General features: G+C 56.6%; 19 protein-coding genes. 7 read left to right on the forward strand and 12 right to left on the reverse strand.

The window, feature by feature from the left end; all coding sequences use genetic code 11:
- Positions 1–8: 8 nt before the first annotated feature.
- Entirely contained in the window at positions 9–887 is an 879-nt protein-coding gene (locus tag BTE28158_RS01285; protein WP_151048302.1) for a hypothetical protein, read from the forward strand.
- Between the two features lie 331 nt (positions 888–1218).
- On the forward strand, positions 1219–1686 hold the full coding sequence (locus BTE28158_RS01290) for a hypothetical protein (RefSeq protein WP_239007053.1): 468 nt from the start codon (positions 1219–1221) through the stop codon (positions 1684–1686).
- On the opposite strand, the gene BTE28158_RS01295 is transcribed toward BTE28158_RS01290, so the two are convergent.
- Positions 1678–2280 carry an MASE1 domain-containing protein gene (locus tag BTE28158_RS01295; RefSeq protein ID WP_151048303.1) on the reverse strand — a complete coding sequence of 201 codons (603 nt, stop codon included), beginning with the start codon at positions 2278–2280 and terminating at the stop codon, positions 1678–1680. The two genes, BTE28158_RS01290 and BTE28158_RS01295, sit on opposite strands and share 9 nt — an antisense overlap.
- A gap of 101 nt (positions 2281–2381) precedes the next feature.
- Here BTE28158_RS01295 and BTE28158_RS01300 point away from each other — a divergent pair, with 101 nt between their 5' ends.
- Positions 2382–2729 carry a winged helix-turn-helix domain-containing protein gene (locus BTE28158_RS01300; RefSeq protein ID WP_012214169.1) on the forward strand — a complete coding sequence of 116 codons (348 nt, stop codon included), beginning with the start codon at positions 2382–2384 and terminating at the stop codon, positions 2727–2729.
- A 255-nt stretch (positions 2730–2984) separates the two neighbouring features.
- Here BTE28158_RS01300 and BTE28158_RS01305 read toward each other — a convergent pair whose 3' ends face one another.
- From BTE28158_RS01305 to BTE28158_RS01315, 3 genes are all read right to left on the reverse strand, one after another.
- Positions 2985–3227: a hypothetical protein gene (locus BTE28158_RS01305; protein ID WP_151048304.1), complete on the reverse strand. Its 243-nt coding sequence runs from the start codon at positions 3225–3227 to the stop codon at positions 2985–2987.
- Positions 3227–3793 (reverse strand): tyrosine-type recombinase/integrase, encoded by a 567-nt coding sequence (locus tag BTE28158_RS01310; protein WP_105847290.1) that lies wholly within the window; start codon positions 3791–3793, stop codon positions 3227–3229. Before BTE28158_RS01310 ends, BTE28158_RS01305 begins: the two co-directional genes overlap by 1 nt.
- Before the next feature lie 482 nt (positions 3794–4275).
- Complete coding sequence (locus tag BTE28158_RS01315) at positions 4276–4650, reverse strand: hypothetical protein (protein ID WP_239007054.1); 375 nt, start codon at positions 4648–4650, stop codon at positions 4276–4278.
- A 242-nt stretch (positions 4651–4892) separates the two neighbouring features.
- On the opposite strand from BTE28158_RS01315, the gene BTE28158_RS01320 reads away from it, so the two are divergent.
- Positions 4893–5339 (forward strand): DUF6641 family protein, encoded by a 447-nt coding sequence (locus BTE28158_RS01320; RefSeq protein WP_151048306.1) that lies wholly within the window; start codon positions 4893–4895, stop codon positions 5337–5339.
- Positions 5340–5380: 41 nt separating this feature from the next.
- On the opposite strand, the gene BTE28158_RS01325 is transcribed toward BTE28158_RS01320, so the two are convergent.
- Positions 5381–6196, reverse strand: coding sequence for a hypothetical protein (locus tag BTE28158_RS01325; protein WP_203249519.1), 816 nt, complete (start codon positions 6194–6196; stop codon positions 5381–5383).
- A complete protein-coding gene (locus BTE28158_RS01330) occupies positions 6154–7062 on the reverse strand; it encodes a TIR domain-containing protein (protein ID WP_151048307.1) in 909 nt (302 codons plus the stop codon). Before BTE28158_RS01330 ends, BTE28158_RS01325 begins: the two co-directional genes overlap by 43 nt.
- 153 nt (positions 7063–7215) lie before the next feature.
- Between BTE28158_RS01330 and BTE28158_RS01335 the strand changes: the two genes are divergently transcribed.
- Complete coding sequence (locus tag BTE28158_RS01335; protein WP_151048308.1) at positions 7216–7401, forward strand: hypothetical protein; 186 nt, start codon at positions 7216–7218, stop codon at positions 7399–7401.
- 74 nt (positions 7402–7475) lie between these two features.
- On the opposite strand, the gene BTE28158_RS01340 is transcribed toward BTE28158_RS01335, so the two are convergent.
- The 5 genes from BTE28158_RS01340 to rsmD form a co-directional block, all read right to left on the reverse strand.
- Positions 7476–8312, reverse strand: a complete 837-nt coding sequence (locus tag BTE28158_RS01340) for a macro domain-containing protein (protein WP_151048309.1) — start codon at positions 8310–8312, stop codon at positions 7476–7478.
- A gap of 30 nt (positions 8313–8342) precedes the next feature.
- Positions 8343–8906 carry a TIR domain-containing protein gene (locus BTE28158_RS01345; protein WP_151048310.1) on the reverse strand — a complete coding sequence of 188 codons (564 nt, stop codon included), beginning with the start codon at positions 8904–8906 and terminating at the stop codon, positions 8343–8345.
- Between the two features lie 595 nt (positions 8907–9501).
- On the reverse strand, positions 9502–10488 hold the full coding sequence (locus BTE28158_RS01350; protein WP_151048311.1) for a site-specific integrase: 987 nt from the start codon (positions 10486–10488) through the stop codon (positions 9502–9504).
- Between the two features lie 201 nt (positions 10489–10689).
- Positions 10690–11187 carry a pantetheine-phosphate adenylyltransferase gene (coaD, locus tag BTE28158_RS01355; RefSeq protein WP_006398238.1) on the reverse strand — a complete coding sequence of 166 codons (498 nt, stop codon included), beginning with the start codon at positions 11185–11187 and terminating at the stop codon, positions 10690–10692.
- Between the two features lie 111 nt (positions 11188–11298).
- The gene (gene rsmD / locus BTE28158_RS01360; protein ID WP_124902034.1) at positions 11299–11913 is read right to left on the reverse strand and encodes a 16S rRNA (guanine(966)-N(2))-methyltransferase RsmD; all 615 of its coding nucleotides are present in this window, start codon (positions 11911–11913) and stop codon (positions 11299–11301) included.
- Positions 11914–12115: 202 nt separating this feature from the next.
- Between rsmD and ftsY the strand changes: the two genes are divergently transcribed.
- On the forward strand, positions 12116–13261 hold the full coding sequence (gene ftsY, locus BTE28158_RS01365; RefSeq protein ID WP_059598844.1) for a signal recognition particle-docking protein FtsY: 1146 nt from the start codon (positions 12116–12118) through the stop codon (positions 13259–13261).
- A 104-nt stretch (positions 13262–13365) separates the two neighbouring features.
- Here the strand turns inward: ftsY and maiA are convergent, their stop codons facing one another.
- Positions 13366–14010: a maleylacetoacetate isomerase gene (maiA, locus tag BTE28158_RS01370; RefSeq protein ID WP_124626308.1), complete on the reverse strand. Its 645-nt coding sequence runs from the start codon at positions 14008–14010 to the stop codon at positions 13366–13368.
- Positions 14011–14191: 181 nt separating this feature from the next.
- Here maiA and ybiB point away from each other — a divergent pair, with 181 nt between their 5' ends.
- Positions 14192–15184 (forward strand): DNA-binding protein YbiB, encoded by a 993-nt coding sequence (ybiB, locus tag BTE28158_RS01375; RefSeq protein ID WP_124902032.1) that lies wholly within the window; start codon positions 14192–14194, stop codon positions 15182–15184.
- Positions 15185–15446 lie beyond the last annotated feature (262 nt).

The raw sequence follows: 15446 nt of genomic DNA on the forward strand, positions 1-15446 counted from the left end.
AGAATTTCATGAACGCCTCCGCACAAATTTCGCGCATTACAAGTCGACGTAGACATAACCTCAAGGGCAATCCCATGATTGCCCGCATCAAGATCGGCAGTCGCGATACACTGAACGTCAAGTGCAAAACGGAAAGTCGATCGCAAACGTCCGAGCCTCCCGAGCAACCAACTACCAACAGCAAAAATTACGTCCGCCCCGCCTTTGATAAAGGCACTGTTCTACCGCAGTTTCGCGCCGCCCTTTCTGAAATTTCTGATCTCGGGAAGGAGATTACTGAAGTCGAGGAGGAATTTCGAACAAACATTCAGGATCGCGCTATTGCAGGGTTAGCGAAGATTCTTGAAGTACGCCGCGCATATTTCGATTCCGCCACCCCTGAGATCAGCAAAGTACTTCTCGACGATCTATATCAGCAGTGTAAAAACCATGGCCTCAAAGGTCGCACGATTAGAACGACCGAATTTCATCTTCTCTCGCGCTTGCTACGTAAATCGGATCGGAAACAGGCATCTGCCGACGCGAAAATCTTGATTCGAGCACACAACGAAGGACAATCGTCGGAGACTTTTCCTGAGTGGGTGAAGAAGCTTAATGGGCTAAACGCGATCAGAAAAGATATCGAATCTCACGAGAAGGGAAATCGCTCTAGTAAAGCTCGGAACGAGCTAGCTCATATCAAAAGGCAACTTTATGCGAGCGTGAAGAAAGGAACGGGATTTTGGTCTAGCCGCTTAGTCTTTCCATTTGATGGCCCACACGATACTTGGACTGAATTGCTTCCGGAAGACAACTCATGGACAACGGTACTCGTCAAGAGAGAAGGGAATCAAGTGAAACTCTATGCTCTGCCGGCAGATGATAGTGATTCGCCGGCATCAACATAGCCCACGTCGTGAAATTTTTAGGCTCCCCAGCTGATAATCGTCGGCGCCTTAAACTGAACTCATGCGGTGGAATGTCGGCCGGACCGACATTCCGAGCAACGACGAACATCGTCCACAACCGTGCCGGTGCTCGTTAAACAGAGAGGCGAACCGGGACGCCCGACTGCCCTGCTTTTCTTACGGAACCGTTAGATTAGACCTTGGGGAGTAGCAAGCCAAAATCTCGTGCCTGCAAGCGACGCTCGCCGCTCTTGCGCTTGGCTCTGAATACGCTATACTTTTTATATCGTTATAAATTTCATACCAGAACAGCCCTAATCCGGCCCACGCCATGCGCGACTACCCACGGCAAGATATGTACGCGATCACCCACTTTCACAATTTCATGTCCTTGTACCAAGGACGCTTCGCAACCGCCCTTGCGAAAACCCTCAATACATCGGTGTTCGCAGCAAGTGCCCTCGACATCGCGCTGGCGACAGGTGCTATCTCACTCGACAAGCTGCATCTGCTGCTAGGATGCAGCCGAGGTCAGGCGATCGGCGGCGCTTTCGATCTGCAGGAACAGGGACTCGCCAAGGACATCGAATCCACGAAAAGCCAGAGTGGGGAATACTTCCTCGTTCCCATCGATGAGCGATGCGAGGCCGCCCGGCTCTACCGGACAAAGCTGGAAAAATTGAGCCGACAGCAGGGCTTGTCTGATGCCTTCGACAAAACGCTGCCCGCTTTACAGGCAATCTTCCTGGAAGCGCTGTCCGCAATGGAAAGCAAACATATCAATCAAAGCTCATCCTGATACGATCCGTTTGTCCCCGTCGGCACCGTCTTTCCGCGTCATGTTGCGACGCTCGGCCGGGCTTGGAAGTACCGACAGCAGTATCTTGATGGTGTACAGGATGATTAGAGTGCCTGACAGGTCACCGACGAACATGGCAAAGAATCGTTCGCCAATGTTCGTCGTTTGCCCGCGCAACGCCAACCAGATGTTAGTCAACAGCGGATTCGCAACGGAAAAGGCAAGGGCTAGGACAAGCAATCGCTTCGGCGTGAGATTGGTCAGCGAGGCATGCAGGCCGTAATGCTCTCTTGCAAGCCGGTATGTCGCATAGGGAGCAACCGTCGCAATGATGCCACCAGCTATCGAGCGGATCGGATCGTTAGGAAAGAAGTACAGGAAGTCCACCAGCCAGCTTGCTACAAGCAGGCCGATAGCGCCATCGCTACCGAGCAGCAATGTCGCAAGAAGCCTGACGCCCGACGGCAAGTAGATCCAGTTCACGCCACGCACGAACTCCGAATGCGTGAACACCTCTTGATTCACCCAGAGCGAAACAACGAAAACCAAGGCTGTGCCGATGACCGATGCGAACCGTAAGCGCCAGTTGCTCATTGAAGTACAATTCCCCGTTCCGATGTACACCGCCGACGCATCGATCTTCGTTTTCCGTACGGCGGTGTTAGCGTTCTGGTCAACGGAGCGTCGGACTCGATATGACACGCCCTGCTGATATCTACCTACGCTTTCTGCAACTTACTGAAGCCCTGCGCGGACTACCGTCGCTACCGGCGCTTGACCCACTCGAAGAAAAGATCCTTGAGTTCGTTGCTCGCATGACGCAAAAAAACGAGCGTCTCTCCGTACGCGACATGATGGCACAGAGTGATCTCGGTTCGCCGGCAACACTGCACGCCCGACTCAAGTCGATGCGTGAAAAAGGCTGGCTCACACTTGGCGACACCGACGACTCGCGGCGCAAACAGATCGAACTCACTCCTGCCGCCCTAAAGCATTTCGATAAACTCGCCGAAGCGTTCGCCAGAGCCGCCAAGGGTACCTGACTTCCCTCTGGATTGTCGGTTAAACCGACAATTCGATCCGCCGCTCCGGAAATTTACCGAACGGGCTTCATAGTGCCGTGACCTCCGCAACGCAAGCAACCGTCGTTGCTGCTCCAATTGTGGTTCGTACAGCGATGATCGCGGCATCCGACAGCGCCGCATTTCATGCAACGGTAGAGCGTCGCAGAGTGTTGACCTGCCTGATTGGGAATGCGACCTGCGCAACTTGCCATGAGATTTTTCTCCGTAGGTTTTCTATACGTTCGTGACCCTGAATAGGCCTGCTTTGTCCGACGGCGCAAACCGGGCAATGCCGTTGCGCCGATTGAATAGTTGGACTGCTTTCTCAAAATACTGCTGATCGGTCAGCCGGTGCATGTCCTGTCCGAGCGACCAGCCGTTACCGAGTACGTGCGCCAGTTCCGGCCTGTTGTCATGCCTGAACGCAAGAGCAAACCGGCGACGTGCTTCTATCTGAGCAAAATTCGGGCGGCTCATCACACAAGATCCACGGCCTTGCGCTGCATGTCGTCGTTGACGTCGATGTATCGCTGCGTTGTCGAGATATCTCGATGTCCAGCAAGCGACATCAACACTCGCACGCCGACGCCCTTGCTTGCCAGATTCGTGATGAACGAGCGTCGGCCAGAATGGCTGCTTGCGCCTTGAATGCCCGCTTCCTTGTAGAGCCAGTGGAAGTACTGGCAGAGCGTGTTGGCCGTGAATCCGGCCCGCTTCTGCGTATAGAACAGCGGTTGTTCCGGTCGCGGATTCTTCAGGCTCGCAACATACGCGGCCAGCTCACGCCGCAATTTCTGCCCGAGGAAAACCGTGCGCGCATGTCGGCCCTTGGTCTGTTCTGGGGCAAGCCGGATTTCTGACTTGATCGAGCCATCCGTATCGAGCACGTCGCCCACGAACAGCGCGGCGACTTCTCCAACACGCATGCCCGCCCAATGCGTCAGCAGCACCATCACTCGATTACGCAGCGCGTGACGTCGCAACGAGATATAGGTCAGTACCTGCTTGAGTTCCTTTTCCGTAAATGTCTTGGCCTGCTTCATTTCGCCCCTGAACAAATAAAAACCACGCCCAGAGGATGTATTCTTTAGTTATACGTATCAACAAATGAATGACACCGCGCAGATACCAGAGGAAACAAGCACTTGCGCAACAACCAAAGGTTTTAGCAAAAACCTTTAATTTCGACCTGATGCCGAAATGGAATGTCGGTTAAACCGACAAGTGCGAGTGCGCTGCTGCGGAAATTTCTTGCTAACAACGCCGTTGAAGTGGAAACGGAAGTAAGGGGGAAGTGAAAAAGTAACAAATGTGATGTCGTCTGGCTATTTCTTATCGTATGTCCTACTCGACATTTGCTCTTCGCATTGCATCACATGTAGATATCTGTAATTTCTTCGAGCAGTTCTTCATCGGAATCTATAACCGTAGTAAATCATTAAAGAGCCTCGCATGCTGAAGCTCTTCGTGTTGAAAGCTGCGAGGACATTTAGTCATCACGCAGCTAGGCGTTTCTGTCGGAACTTTATTCTTCGGGTATGTGGACGTTATCGTAGTCCACGTTGTCGGCGTCGCCTATGCCGACTTCTTTGGTGATGTAGTCGATCCAGCCTTCCGAGGTCAGAGATTGAATGTCGATCTGAACATTGCCGAAGTCTGTTTTAAGCCATGCGGTACGGATTGCACTGTCGATCAGTGCTTCGTCGGCACCTACGCGGAAATTTCCGATCATACAGTGATAGTGCAGTTGCTTATTCGTTGCAAGACCTTCCAGAACAGGGATCACATGAACACTTGCACCGAATCGCTTGGCGGCGTTGCCGTACACGATGGAGTTCAGGCATTGAATAAATTGTCGGAAATTCTCTTTCGCCTCGATTTCCGTCAGATACCTTTGCATGAGCCCCTTGGGACCCATATATTCGCAACGAGACTTCATCGTAAGCGTGACCGCATGAGTGAAATTAGATGCATGCTTACACATCCAATCCTGCGTCTCTTGCCTTAGTTTTTCGTTTTTGTTTGTCATAGCCGTATTTATTTCAGCCAGGACAAAACAGCCTATATAACGTCGAAATTATGTTGATTTCACCAGTGGCCGAATACATCCTCCTCTGTATCGAAACGACATATGAGGCATACATGAGCGTAATTGCAAATCTGAAGATCGTCGCCGCTAAGCGTCCCGGCGCACTGCCGCAGATCGTACAGCGTCGTAACCGGCTGATCGCTCAAATCTGGGAACAGACGGAACTGGCGAAGGCTCAACAGGCCGGAACGTCGTTTACACCGACGAAGTTTCGCTCAGTTAAGGATGCCGAAACCGGCGAACGGCGTAACGTGGAAGTGCAGAAGCGCATTCGTGCTTGGTGGTGGACCGCAGAGAACGGCCGCGTCCACATGTTCGTCAAGTACGGTGCTAAGACGCTGGAACTTGCCAAGGGCAAGACGGCCATCGAGATCGGTGTTCTGGAAGACCTGATTCCGACGCTCGACACACTCAAGGCGGCAGTTACCGCCGGCGAACTCGATGCTCAGATCGAGGCTGCCAGTGGCCAGATGCGCTCAGGGTTTGTTAGCAAGAAGTGAAGTGCCTGGCAGGTCCGAACTTCGGACCTGCCATTAATCACTTATCGGTCTGTCGCAGGCTCTTGATACATTTTAAATCCCTCGACATGCTTGAGATCGAGCCGCCTGAATCGCATCAATCCCCCTTGAGATGTTGGCCAAACACCTTTTATATCTGGCGAAACATGCACGGCATTTACACCGCCGCTGAGTTTTGTCGCATCCCACACACATGAACCGATGGCTTTAGGTTGATAGTTGCCGGGCACGCCTACTAAGGTGATCATCGCTTTACTCATCGCCAGTCCAACCCCAAGGGAAATTTCTGGCAGATTGTAGCGTTCCGCGATTGCGTCATTAATCAGCGTCCTCATACCACCGATACAGTCTTTCGCGGCACGGTATGCGAGCCGAACAGAACTTTCCCTATCGTCCTTGTCTACACTGAACAATACCAATCCGCCATCACCTAAATATTCTGTAACCATGCCATCTTTGAAGCCGCAGGTAACGGCGACAGCTGGGAGAAGTGCTGACGTTTCGTAGTAAACCCGTTGTAGCCCATTGACTTTCGCATTTTTTATATGCGTCTTGAGTCGTTGGGTGGATCCACGCATGTCAATTACCAGCGCGATAAACTCATCGACTTGCGGATGATCTGCCGACACAACCCGATAACCCGGGATGTTTGAGTCGGCGCTGTCGGCAGCGTATGACTCCATTGACTTTTGTAGCCGTGCCTCTACCAACAAATGCCCGACTTTTCTCCAATTGGACTCGGCACGATCGAGGCCTTGCTCGATCGCGGCACGCACCTTCGCAGTCTCATTATTGTTCATCGATTTACTTTCGCGATGTGCGCGCGAACCTTCTTCCATGCTGCTGCCATATCGCGGTTCGGGGCATCATCGGATAGCTTTGCTGGATAGTCGATGGTTGTTACGCCAGCAAGATCGCTCGGCAGCTTTATAGCTACGCCCTTCGGCTTCATCAAAATGGTTCGGCGGCGGCCAAGCCGTCCCATGAATAACCCAAGCTCGAATATGACGTTGTCTCGTGGGCTCGGGCTCCTCCCCTTGCGAGATGTTGTCAGATCATCATCTTGTGCGATTGCAATAGCAAAATCGGCCGTTTCAAGATGCTGTTCGAGGTCTTCGAGTGGATAACTGCTCACTCCAAAAACGTTGTCAGGCCAGTTCCAGAATCTGATATTTTCCTCATGCTCAAATGCAAGGACACCTGTTTCGGCGACCGGCAGAGCTTCAACTGAGGAAATCGCAAATACGTTTACCTTTTGATCTGCGCGGGCAAGTGCCTTGTTGCGTCGTTCCAAGCGACGCGCTAGCTCAGTAGCAATATGCTTGTATATCCGAGGAAATTGATCAGCCAACTCTATAAACTGAGACTCTGAGAGTTTGGCCGCCACAACAGTGCCATCGGCGACTACAGTTGCGGATCGCGGTAACGCTTCGATTGCGGCCATTTCACCCACGTGTCTACCCGCATCAACGCGATCAACCTCTTTCTTACCTACGACGATCTTCGTGCCACCGGTCAATAACAAGTAAACGTCGCTTGACTGATCACCCTGCACGATCAGCCTCTCGCCATCACGAAACTCGACAAGCTCACAGGTATCGGCCAGCCGCTCCGGCAAGCCGGGAATGTCCCGGCAAACTCCCTGCATTCCAAGCGCCTCAATGAGATTTTGACGACGCGCCTCTCCCTCGAACCTTTCTTTCATTATCACCCCGTTGCGTATAGCGAAATTTTCGTTCTTCGGCTAGCCAATGTACAACTGCAACTACGCTTCGTTAATTTGCAAGTATCGCGCATGGTGGATCACTCACGATCGCCTCCCATATAAATACTCGCGCCAATGACGGAGACAATGTCCATGCGATACCACGAAATCCTAGCTCGATCCGGTCTGTATGAAGTTGCAGACCTTGAACAACAGCGCATCAAAGCGCAGCAGCAGGCTGCCAAGCGACAGACCGCCACCGCCAAGCGTGCGGACCTGACACACCGAATAGATAAGCTGAGGAAACAGCTTTCCGACCTCAACGCCAAGCCGATTTGATCAGCCCTTGGTAAATGTCGGTCGACCCGACATTTGCAGTGAGCAAGAGCCGAGACTAAAGCCGAGGCACTCGCTCACACTCCATTTCTCGCCGACTTGATGTCGAGGAGGTTGATTTGATCGATCTTGTCCTTGTGAATGACGATGGTCAATTTTGCCGGATACTTAAATCGCATCTCGCTGATTCTGAATGTCCACAGCATTATTTTCAGCAAATCTTCATCGCCAATGTTCTTGTGACCTTTGATTCGCGTAATTCCCGACCCAAAGACAGTGGTCGAAACGCTCTTTTGAGCGTACACATTGTTCACTTTATCCCAAAAATTTATCAAAAACTCCAGGTACTCCGGCATCGTCAGCAATGCCCTGTTGTTTTCATCGAACTTAGAGAATGCAGTAAGAAGATAATCCTTATAAAGACAAACTGTCCCGATTTGATATCGCCTCTTTTTACCCAGCTTTCTGGCCTCGTTACTTCCCACCACCTCACTGAGATCGAAAGCATAATTATCTATATAGTGATCCAATTCTGAGACAGGCGTACCGAGATGCTTCTGAATGAAGATACCGTTGAGGGACTTTTCGCCAATTATTTTATTGTCTACTAAAGTATCGAAGTACTCATTGAAAGCAATTGCTTTCAATCCCGATTCCTGAAATATATCGCCAACCTTGACAGTGACATTACTTCCCTCTACGTCTATGTCGATGCTATTCAGATTGTTCGACCAAACCCACAGCGCCACGTAAATTACGGCTAACAACGCGAGGAAGATCCAACCACCGCGCAATTTCCAGTTAGCAGGAATATCAACAAATAGCACGACCACTGATAATGCACTGCCGATTACGGACGTGCTTCCAAGGAATTTTTTGACAATTCGCTTATCAAAGAAACTTACCTTTGCCATAGAGTTCGAAACTCGCTCGGGTGTTATTTTTTATGGCGTGTATCGATAGACATCGGGGTTCGCCTTACTCCCGACGACGAAGCCACTATTCAAAAGCGCACTTTTAATAACGCTTTTTTGCATAGGAACATGAAGTGTAGGCACGTTCTTCATTGAGTCGCGAAAAATAGGAAGATTGTTCCAGAGATTTTTCACCGTTTGCTTCAACGCCCCGTTCACCAGAAGGCTCTCCTTCGAGTCGTACTCGGGATATATAACGATGACCGGCAGCCCTTGATCATTGATGCCATAGTCGATCTCTTCCCTGAGTGCCAAGGAATTTTTTGTGGCCGAGCTCAAAATTAGGACGATATTCTTCGAACTCCGAAGACGCTCCCTGAGTCGCGGCTTCAAGGTCAACTCCCAATTGCTACCGTCTCGGACGCTGTAGGTCTTGTCGTGCGCGTCATTAAAGGGAAACGACGCGTCGGCCCCTTTCCACGTCCGAAGAAGGTTGTAGAAGCAGAAATCTTTCGTCGCATGAGCACCTAATGAACTAGGATTGAATGGCTCAGAGACATAGAAGGCAGTGTAGTTTCCGTTTCGATACGCCATAACAACTCCCCTATGTGTAGGGAAAACGAGTGCATTCGAACTTCGATATGCATCACTTCTTGCAGTGATGCGAATTTATGACAGCTGCCCCGAGACAGCTGCAAATAACAACTGCGTCGGCGACCGAATACGCTCGGACTTGCTTGCAAATGAGCTGTCGGCATCGCAACGTTGAGGCCGCTTCGGAGCCTTTCGGCGATGTCTTGCTACTCTCGATCCGAGTGCTAACCGAAAACGGTCACTTGACTTGCAAGATTGTTTGCGGCCGAATGCGCTACCACATCGTACTTTTTGCCACCCCACACCGTCGCCGGTAAACACTACCGTAAACCTTTCATCAGATAAAGATCTGAACACAAAATACGCCGGAAAAACGCTTCCGTCACGCAAGATGTCGTACTCCGCAAGCCATGCACAACTCGGTGTCCGTTCCCGAATCGCAAGCCGATCTGACCAGCTTTCGGTAAATTGTCGGTCGAACCGACGTTTTGGAAGAACGAAGCCCTGTTCGCACGTAATCGAACAGGGCTTCGTCGTCAGAGAATTGCATTTTTCGAGGTTTCTCTTGTGTACGGTATACACAAGTTATCAGGACTTATCCGAGCTTCTTCGCCAGTTCGCTCGCCGACGTGTGGTAGTACCGACTCAGCATCTGAACGTTCGAATGTCCGGTCACGGATGCAAGCTCGATCACGTTCGGCAGCTTTTTAGCAAGACTCGTCGTTGCCATATGCCGTAGATCGTGAAAGTGAAAGTTTTCGATTCCGGCACGCTTGCACGCTCGCGGCCACGCACACAAGACAACGTTCTGGCTGATCGGAATAACGCGCTCGTCGATGCGCTCCAACCCCTCCAGAATCGCAATCGCGGCACTGCTCAATGGAACATACCGATCCCTACCGTTTTTCGTCATCGGCAGATAGGCCGTGCGCTGATCGAAATCGACGTGCCTCCATTCCAGAGACAGCAATTCGCCCTGCCGCATCGCTGTCTCCAGCGCAAGCTTCGCGAGCGGGAGCAGCCACCTGCTCCGTAATTCATGGCGCTCCGCATGCAGTTCATGCAGGAGGCGATCAAGCTCGGCAGGCTTCAATATGCGATTCCGCCCAGGCGGCAATCGGGGCTTTTTCACAAGCTTCGTCGGATTGCTTACTGAGAGTCCCCATTCACGTTGCGCATGCGTGATCACGGCGCTGATCGTCGCGAGTTCGCGACAGACGCACGAGTTGGTAGCCACCTTGAGACGTTGATCGCGGTAATCGGCCAACAGACTGGCCGTCAGATTGCGCATGCTGTACTCGGCGATCTTGTGGCGCAGCATTTTGCCGATCCGATATTCTTCGCTGCGCCTGCTACGCTTGGTCGGCGTGATCGATTCCTTGTAACGCTCCAGCAGTTTGCCGAAGGTTATGTCGGTCGTACCTGCCGGATCGACCCACGTTCCGTCGTCCATCGCGGCTTCGACGGAACGTGCCCAGGCTTGCCCTTCTGCCTTCGTTGCAAATGATTTGTACTGCGTAGGAAATCCCTTGCGATTAATTTTGACTTGCCAGCGTCCGTTGCGCTGACTGAATGTAGCCATGTTTTTGCCTCTGAGTTGCAGTTGAGTTGCAAAAACATGATTTCGGACAATTGGAAAAGCTGGAAAGCCTCAGCCCACGGTCAAGTCAATGATATGACCCCAATTTTCAATTGATGCACTCGTCGGTAATCATCAAAGACATACTGATCTCACTTCTTCAGGCCGGCGGCCGGCTTCGCAACGAAACCGGCCGGCGCCGCGTCACGCGGCCGGGCCTCCCATCGCGGCGACTTTCTCGGTCAGCCACTTCTCGACGGACGGGAACACGAACTTGCTGACATCGCCGCCCAACTGCGCGATTTCGCGCACGATCGTCCCCGAGATGAACTGATACTGATCGGATGGCGTCATGAACATCGTCTCGACGTCAGGCAACAGATAGCGGTTCATCCCCGCCATCTGGAACTCATATTCGAAATCGGACACGGCACGCAGGCCGCGCACGATCACGCGCGCGTTGTTGGTGCGGACAAAGTCCTTCAACAGGCCCTTGAAACCCATCACCTTCACGTTCGGATAATGGCCGAGCACCTCGTTCGCAATCTTCAGACGTTCTTCCAGCGAGAAAAACGGCTTCTTTGCGCGGCTGTCGGCAACACCGACCACCAGCGTATCAAAAATGCTCGATGCACGCCGCACGAGGTCTTCGTGCCCGCGTGTCAGCGGATCGAACGTACCGGGATACACGGCGACTACCATGTCGCTCCTCCTGTCATCACGCAAACGGGGTGGCAGCCGTGCGACGCGCACGCCGCTGCCGAGATGGGCATGCGTCGCCTTTGCGGCGCGCCGCCTCGTATGGAACGCGCATTATTCATCATTTTCGCGCCGCAGCAAATGAAAGTGAACCGCACCCGCCTTGCCGTGCTTCACCACCTGCCAACCGGCCAGCGCTTCGTGGGCGGCCGGGTCGAGCTCCGCGCCCGTCTCGACGTACAGGGCGCCCTCCGGCGCGACGAGCGGCGCCGCCAGCGCGATCGCGCGATCGAGTACGGCCGGCTCACCGAACGGCGGATCGAGGAACACGACGTCGAACGCACCCGGGGTCAGCCCGGCCGCGAGCCGCAGCGCGTCGGCTTCCGCGACCTCGACCGAGCGTGCGCCGAGCTTGTCCTTGATCGCGCGCAGTTGCTGCGCCGCGCGCGGGTGGCGCTCGACCATCACGACGCTCGTCGCGCCGCGCGACGCGGCCTCGAACCCGAGCGCACCGGTGCCCGCGAACAGGTCGAGGCAGCGCCGGCCTTCGAGATCCTGGCCGAGCCAGTTGAACAGCGTCTCGCGCACGCGATCGGGCGTCGGCCGCAGGCCGTCGAGATCGAGCACGGCGAGCGGCGTGCGTTTCCAGTCACCGCCGATGATGCGGATCGTGTGCGGCTTGCCACGGCCAGGGGGGGCCGTCGGGCGGCCGGAAGAGGAACGGGACATACGGAATATCGACAACGGGGGGACCGGGTGCGCAGGAGGGCGCACCGCCAAACAGGCGCACGTTACCACAGCGGCGGCACCGGCTGACGCGAGTGCGCCGCCGCACTGATAAAATGCCCGGTTTCGGCCGCCATGCGCACGCACGACGGCCCGTCCGGCGCTGCGCCCTAGCGGCGCCCCGCCCTCTTCCCGACGTCAGACCATGTTCAGCTTCTTCAAACGATTCAAGAAAACGCAGGAGCCCGACTCCGCGGAATCGCAATCGATCGATGCGCCGCAACCGGACGAACCGTCCGACACGCGCCAGGCGATCGAAGCGCCGCAAGCACCCGCGCAACCTCAGCAGGCCGCGCCTGCCGTCGTGATGACGGTCACGCCGACCAACGACGGCAGCGACGAAGTCGTCGAAGCGGTCGAGATCGTGCCGCCGCCGACGCAGGACGCCTCCGCGAAGAAATCGTGGCTCGCGCGCCTGAAGTCGGGCCTCGCAAAGACGGGCTCGAGCATCACCGGCGTATTCGTCAATACGAAGATCGACGAGGACCTGTACGAAGAGCTCGAGGCCGCGCTGCTGATGTCCGACGCCGGCGTCGATGCGACCGAGTACCTGCTCGGCGCGCTGCGCGAGAAGGTGCGCGCTGGCCGGCTGACCGATCCGCAGCAGGTGAAGGGCGCGCTGCACGACCTGCTCGTCGAACTGCTGAAGCCGCTCGAGAAATCGCTGATGCTCGGCCGCGCGCAGCCGCTCGTGATGATGATCACGGGCGTGAACGGCGCAGGCAAGACCACCAGCATCGGCAAGCTCGCGAAGCACCTGCAGAGCTTCGACCAGTCGGTGCTGCTGGCTGCGGGCGACACGTTCCGCGCGGCCGCGCGCGAACAACTGGCGGTCTGGGGCGAGCGCAACAACGTGACGGTCGTCCAGCAGGAAAGCGGCGACCCGGCCGCCGTGATCTTCGACGCGGTCAGCGCGGCGCGCGCGCGCAGGATCGACGTGATGATGGCCGACACGGCCGGCCGCCTGCCGACGCAGCTGCACCTGATGGAAGAGCTGAAGAAGGTGAAGCGCGTGATCTCGAAGGCGCACGATGGCGCGCCGCACGAGGTGCTGCTCGTGATCGACGCGAACACGGGCCAGAACGCGCTCACGCAGGTGAAGGCATTCGACGATGCACTCGGCCTCACGGGCCTGATCGTCACGAAGCTCGACGGCACCGCGAAGGGCGGCATTCTCGCCGCGATCGCGCGGCAGCGCCCGGTGCCCGTCTACTTCATCGGCGTCGGCGAGAAAGTCGAGGACCTGCAGCCGTTCAGCGCAGTCGAATTCGCGGACGCGCTGCTCGACTGAACGCCGCCGGCCCGCACCGCACGGGGCGCCTTCTGGCGCCCTTTTTTCATGCACGTCCGGAAGCCGTCAGCGGGCGGCCGGCTGACCCACGGCGTCATTCGGCGTCATTCGGCGTCGGGCTGCGCGCCGGGCTCGGCGGCCTTGAACGCGTCCAGCGTCGACGCATGATCGGCGATCCGCTGGATCGTCGGAAAGCGCGTCGTGTCGATCGAGAAACGGTTCGCGTTGAACACCTGCGGCACGATGCAGATATCGGCGAGCGTCGGCGTGTCACCGAAGCACAGCTTGCCGGTGCGCGGATCGTTCGCGAGGCGCGTCTCGAGCGATGCGAAACCCGCCTCGATCCAGTGCCGGTACCAGTCGTTCTTCGCTTCCTCGGACACCTTCAGCGAGTGCTTCAGGTACTTGAGCACGCGCAGGTTGTTCAGCGGATGGATCTCGCACGCGACCTGCAGCGCAATCGCCCGCACATATGCGCGGTCGACCGGCTGCTTTGGCAACAGCGCCGGTTCGGGATGCGTTTCCTCGAGATATTCGATGATCGCGAGCGATTGCTGCAGCGTGGCATTGCCGTCGATCAGCGTCGGCACGACCGCATCCGGATTCACCGCGCGGTAGGCGTCCTTCAATTGCTCACCGCCGTCGCGCAGCATGTGCACGGGAACCGTGTCGTACGGCAGCTGCTTCAGGTTCAGGGCGATCCGCACGCGGTACGACGCGGAACTGCGGAAATAGCTGTAGAGCTTCATGGGATGTCTCTCTGGTTCGTATTCGGCCGGCGACTGCGTCCGCGGCGCACGCGGCACCGCCGGGAACCCGAGTTTAGCGCGCCGCGCCGCGTCGGCGCGCGCGGCCGTGCCCGTGCGATACTCGGGGCATTCCTCACCGCTCACCGCGCGGCCCGATGCCGGCCGCCCGCCCCACGCCCCGATGACCGCTCCCCTCGACCCAGCAGCCTCGCCGTTTCCTTGCGCCCGCTTCATCAAGGAAATCGGCCGCGGCCCGCACGGCGCACGCGCGCTGTCCGCCGAAGACACGTTCGAGCTCTATCGCGCGATGCTCGATGCGCGCGTGTCGGACGTCGAACTCGGCGCGATCCTGATCGCCTATCGCCTGAAGGGCGAAAGCGCCGACGAACTGGCCGCGATGCTCGCCGCCGCGCAGGCGTCGTTCGAACCCGTGCACGTGCAGGACGCCGCGTTCCGCCCGGTGTCGATCCCGAGCTACAACGGCGCGCGCAAGCAGCCGAACCTGGTGCCGCTGCTCGCGCTGCTGCTCGCGCGCGAAGGCGTACCGGTGCTCGTACACGGTGTCGAGCGCGATCCGGGCCGCGTGACGAGCGCGGAGATCTTCTCTGCGCTGTCGATCCCGCCGTCGACATCGCACGACGCGATCGAGGACACGCTCGCGGAGCGCCGCGTCGCGTTCGCGCCCATTGACGCGCTGGCGCCGCGCATCGCGCGTCTGCTGTCGCTGCGCGGCGTGCTCGGCGTGCGCAACTCGACGCACACGCTCGTGAAGATCCTGCAGCCGTTCGCGCCGGCCGGGCTGCGGCTCGTCAACTACACGCATCCGCCGTACCGCGACAGCCTCGCGCAACTGTTCCGCGATCATCCGGACGCCGCACTGGGCGGCGCGCTGCTCGCGCGCGGCACCGAAGGCGAAGCGGTGGCCGACACGCGGCGCCAGGTGCAGGTCGACTGGCTGCACGACGGCGTGTGCGACACGCTGATCGAGCCAGAGCGCTCGTCGAGCGACGCGCCGCCTGTGGCGCTGCCCGAATCGCGCGACGCGGCCACCACGGCCGCGTGGACGGACGCCGTGCTGCGCGGCGAAATTCCGGTACCCGACACGCTTGCGCGGCAGGTCGAGACGATCGTGCGGATCGTACGAATCGAGCGGACAGCCCGGCTCGCACCGTGACCGGCGTCCCGGGCCGGTACGCCGTCGCGCCGGCCTTTCAACCGACCATTTGACACGCGCATGCATCCTGACATAGAGTTGTCGCCATGCGTTCCTTTCCGAACACCCTCCGAATTACCTTCGGCCGCCTAGCGCGGTCGCTATCGCTACGACTAGCCTAAGGCTGTCGTAGCGCCGTGTGCTGTCCGCACGGTCCCTCCCTGCAGTTCCTCGCAGCACCCTTCTCGCAGTTTTTACAACCCGAAGTCGTCAGCATTCGTCC

Source organism: Burkholderia diffusa, from assembly GCF_902499115.1.
Taxonomy (GTDB): Bacteria; Pseudomonadota; Gammaproteobacteria; order Burkholderiales; family Burkholderiaceae; genus Burkholderia; species Burkholderia diffusa.

Coding starts and splice junctions, on each gene's coding strand:
- BTE28158_RS01285 (WP_151048302.1), top strand. CDS start 9: ATGAACGCCTCCGCACAAATTTCGCGCATTACAAGTCGACGTAGACAT.
- BTE28158_RS01290 (WP_239007053.1), top strand. CDS start 1,219: ATGCGCGACTACCCACGGCAAGATATGTACGCGATCACCCACTTTCAC.
- BTE28158_RS01295 (WP_151048303.1), bottom strand. CDS start 2,280: ATGAGCAACTGGCGCTTACGGTTCGCATCGGTCATCGGCACAGCCTTG.
- BTE28158_RS01300 (WP_012214169.1), top strand. CDS start 2,382: ATGACACGCCCTGCTGATATCTACCTACGCTTTCTGCAACTTACTGAA.
- BTE28158_RS01305 (WP_151048304.1), bottom strand. CDS start 3,227: ATGAGCCGCCCGAATTTTGCTCAGATAGAAGCACGTCGCCGGTTTGCT.
- BTE28158_RS01310 (WP_105847290.1), bottom strand. CDS start 3,793: ATGAAGCAGGCCAAGACATTTACGGAAAAGGAACTCAAGCAGGTACTG.
- BTE28158_RS01315 (WP_239007054.1), bottom strand. CDS start 4,650: ATGCAAAGGTATCTGACGGAAATCGAGGCGAAAGAGAATTTCCGACAA.
- BTE28158_RS01320 (WP_151048306.1), top strand. CDS start 4,893: ATGAGCGTAATTGCAAATCTGAAGATCGTCGCCGCTAAGCGTCCCGGC.
- BTE28158_RS01325 (WP_203249519.1), bottom strand. CDS start 6,196: ATGGAAGAAGGTTCGCGCGCACATCGCGAAAGTAAATCGATGAACAAT.
- BTE28158_RS01330 (WP_151048307.1), bottom strand. CDS start 7,062: ATGAAAGAAAGGTTCGAGGGAGAGGCGCGTCGTCAAAATCTCATTGAG.
- BTE28158_RS01335 (WP_151048308.1), top strand. CDS start 7,216: ATGCGATACCACGAAATCCTAGCTCGATCCGGTCTGTATGAAGTTGCA.
- BTE28158_RS01340 (WP_151048309.1), bottom strand. CDS start 8,312: ATGGCAAAGGTAAGTTTCTTTGATAAGCGAATTGTCAAAAAATTCCTT.
- BTE28158_RS01345 (WP_151048310.1), bottom strand. CDS start 8,906: ATGGCGTATCGAAACGGAAACTACACTGCCTTCTATGTCTCTGAGCCA.
- BTE28158_RS01350 (WP_151048311.1), bottom strand. CDS start 10,488: ATGGCTACATTCAGTCAGCGCAACGGACGCTGGCAAGTCAAAATTAAT.
- coaD (WP_006398238.1), bottom strand. CDS start 11,187: ATGGTAGTCGCCGTGTATCCCGGTACGTTCGATCCGCTGACACGCGGG.
- rsmD (WP_124902034.1), bottom strand. CDS start 11,913: ATGTCCCGTTCCTCTTCCGGCCGCCCGACGGCCCCCCCTGGCCGTGGC.
- ftsY (WP_059598844.1), top strand. CDS start 12,116: ATGTTCAGCTTCTTCAAACGATTCAAGAAAACGCAGGAGCCCGACTCC.
- maiA (WP_124626308.1), bottom strand. CDS start 14,010: ATGAAGCTCTACAGCTATTTCCGCAGTTCCGCGTCGTACCGCGTGCGG.
- ybiB (WP_124902032.1), top strand. CDS start 14,192: ATGACCGCTCCCCTCGACCCAGCAGCCTCGCCGTTTCCTTGCGCCCGC.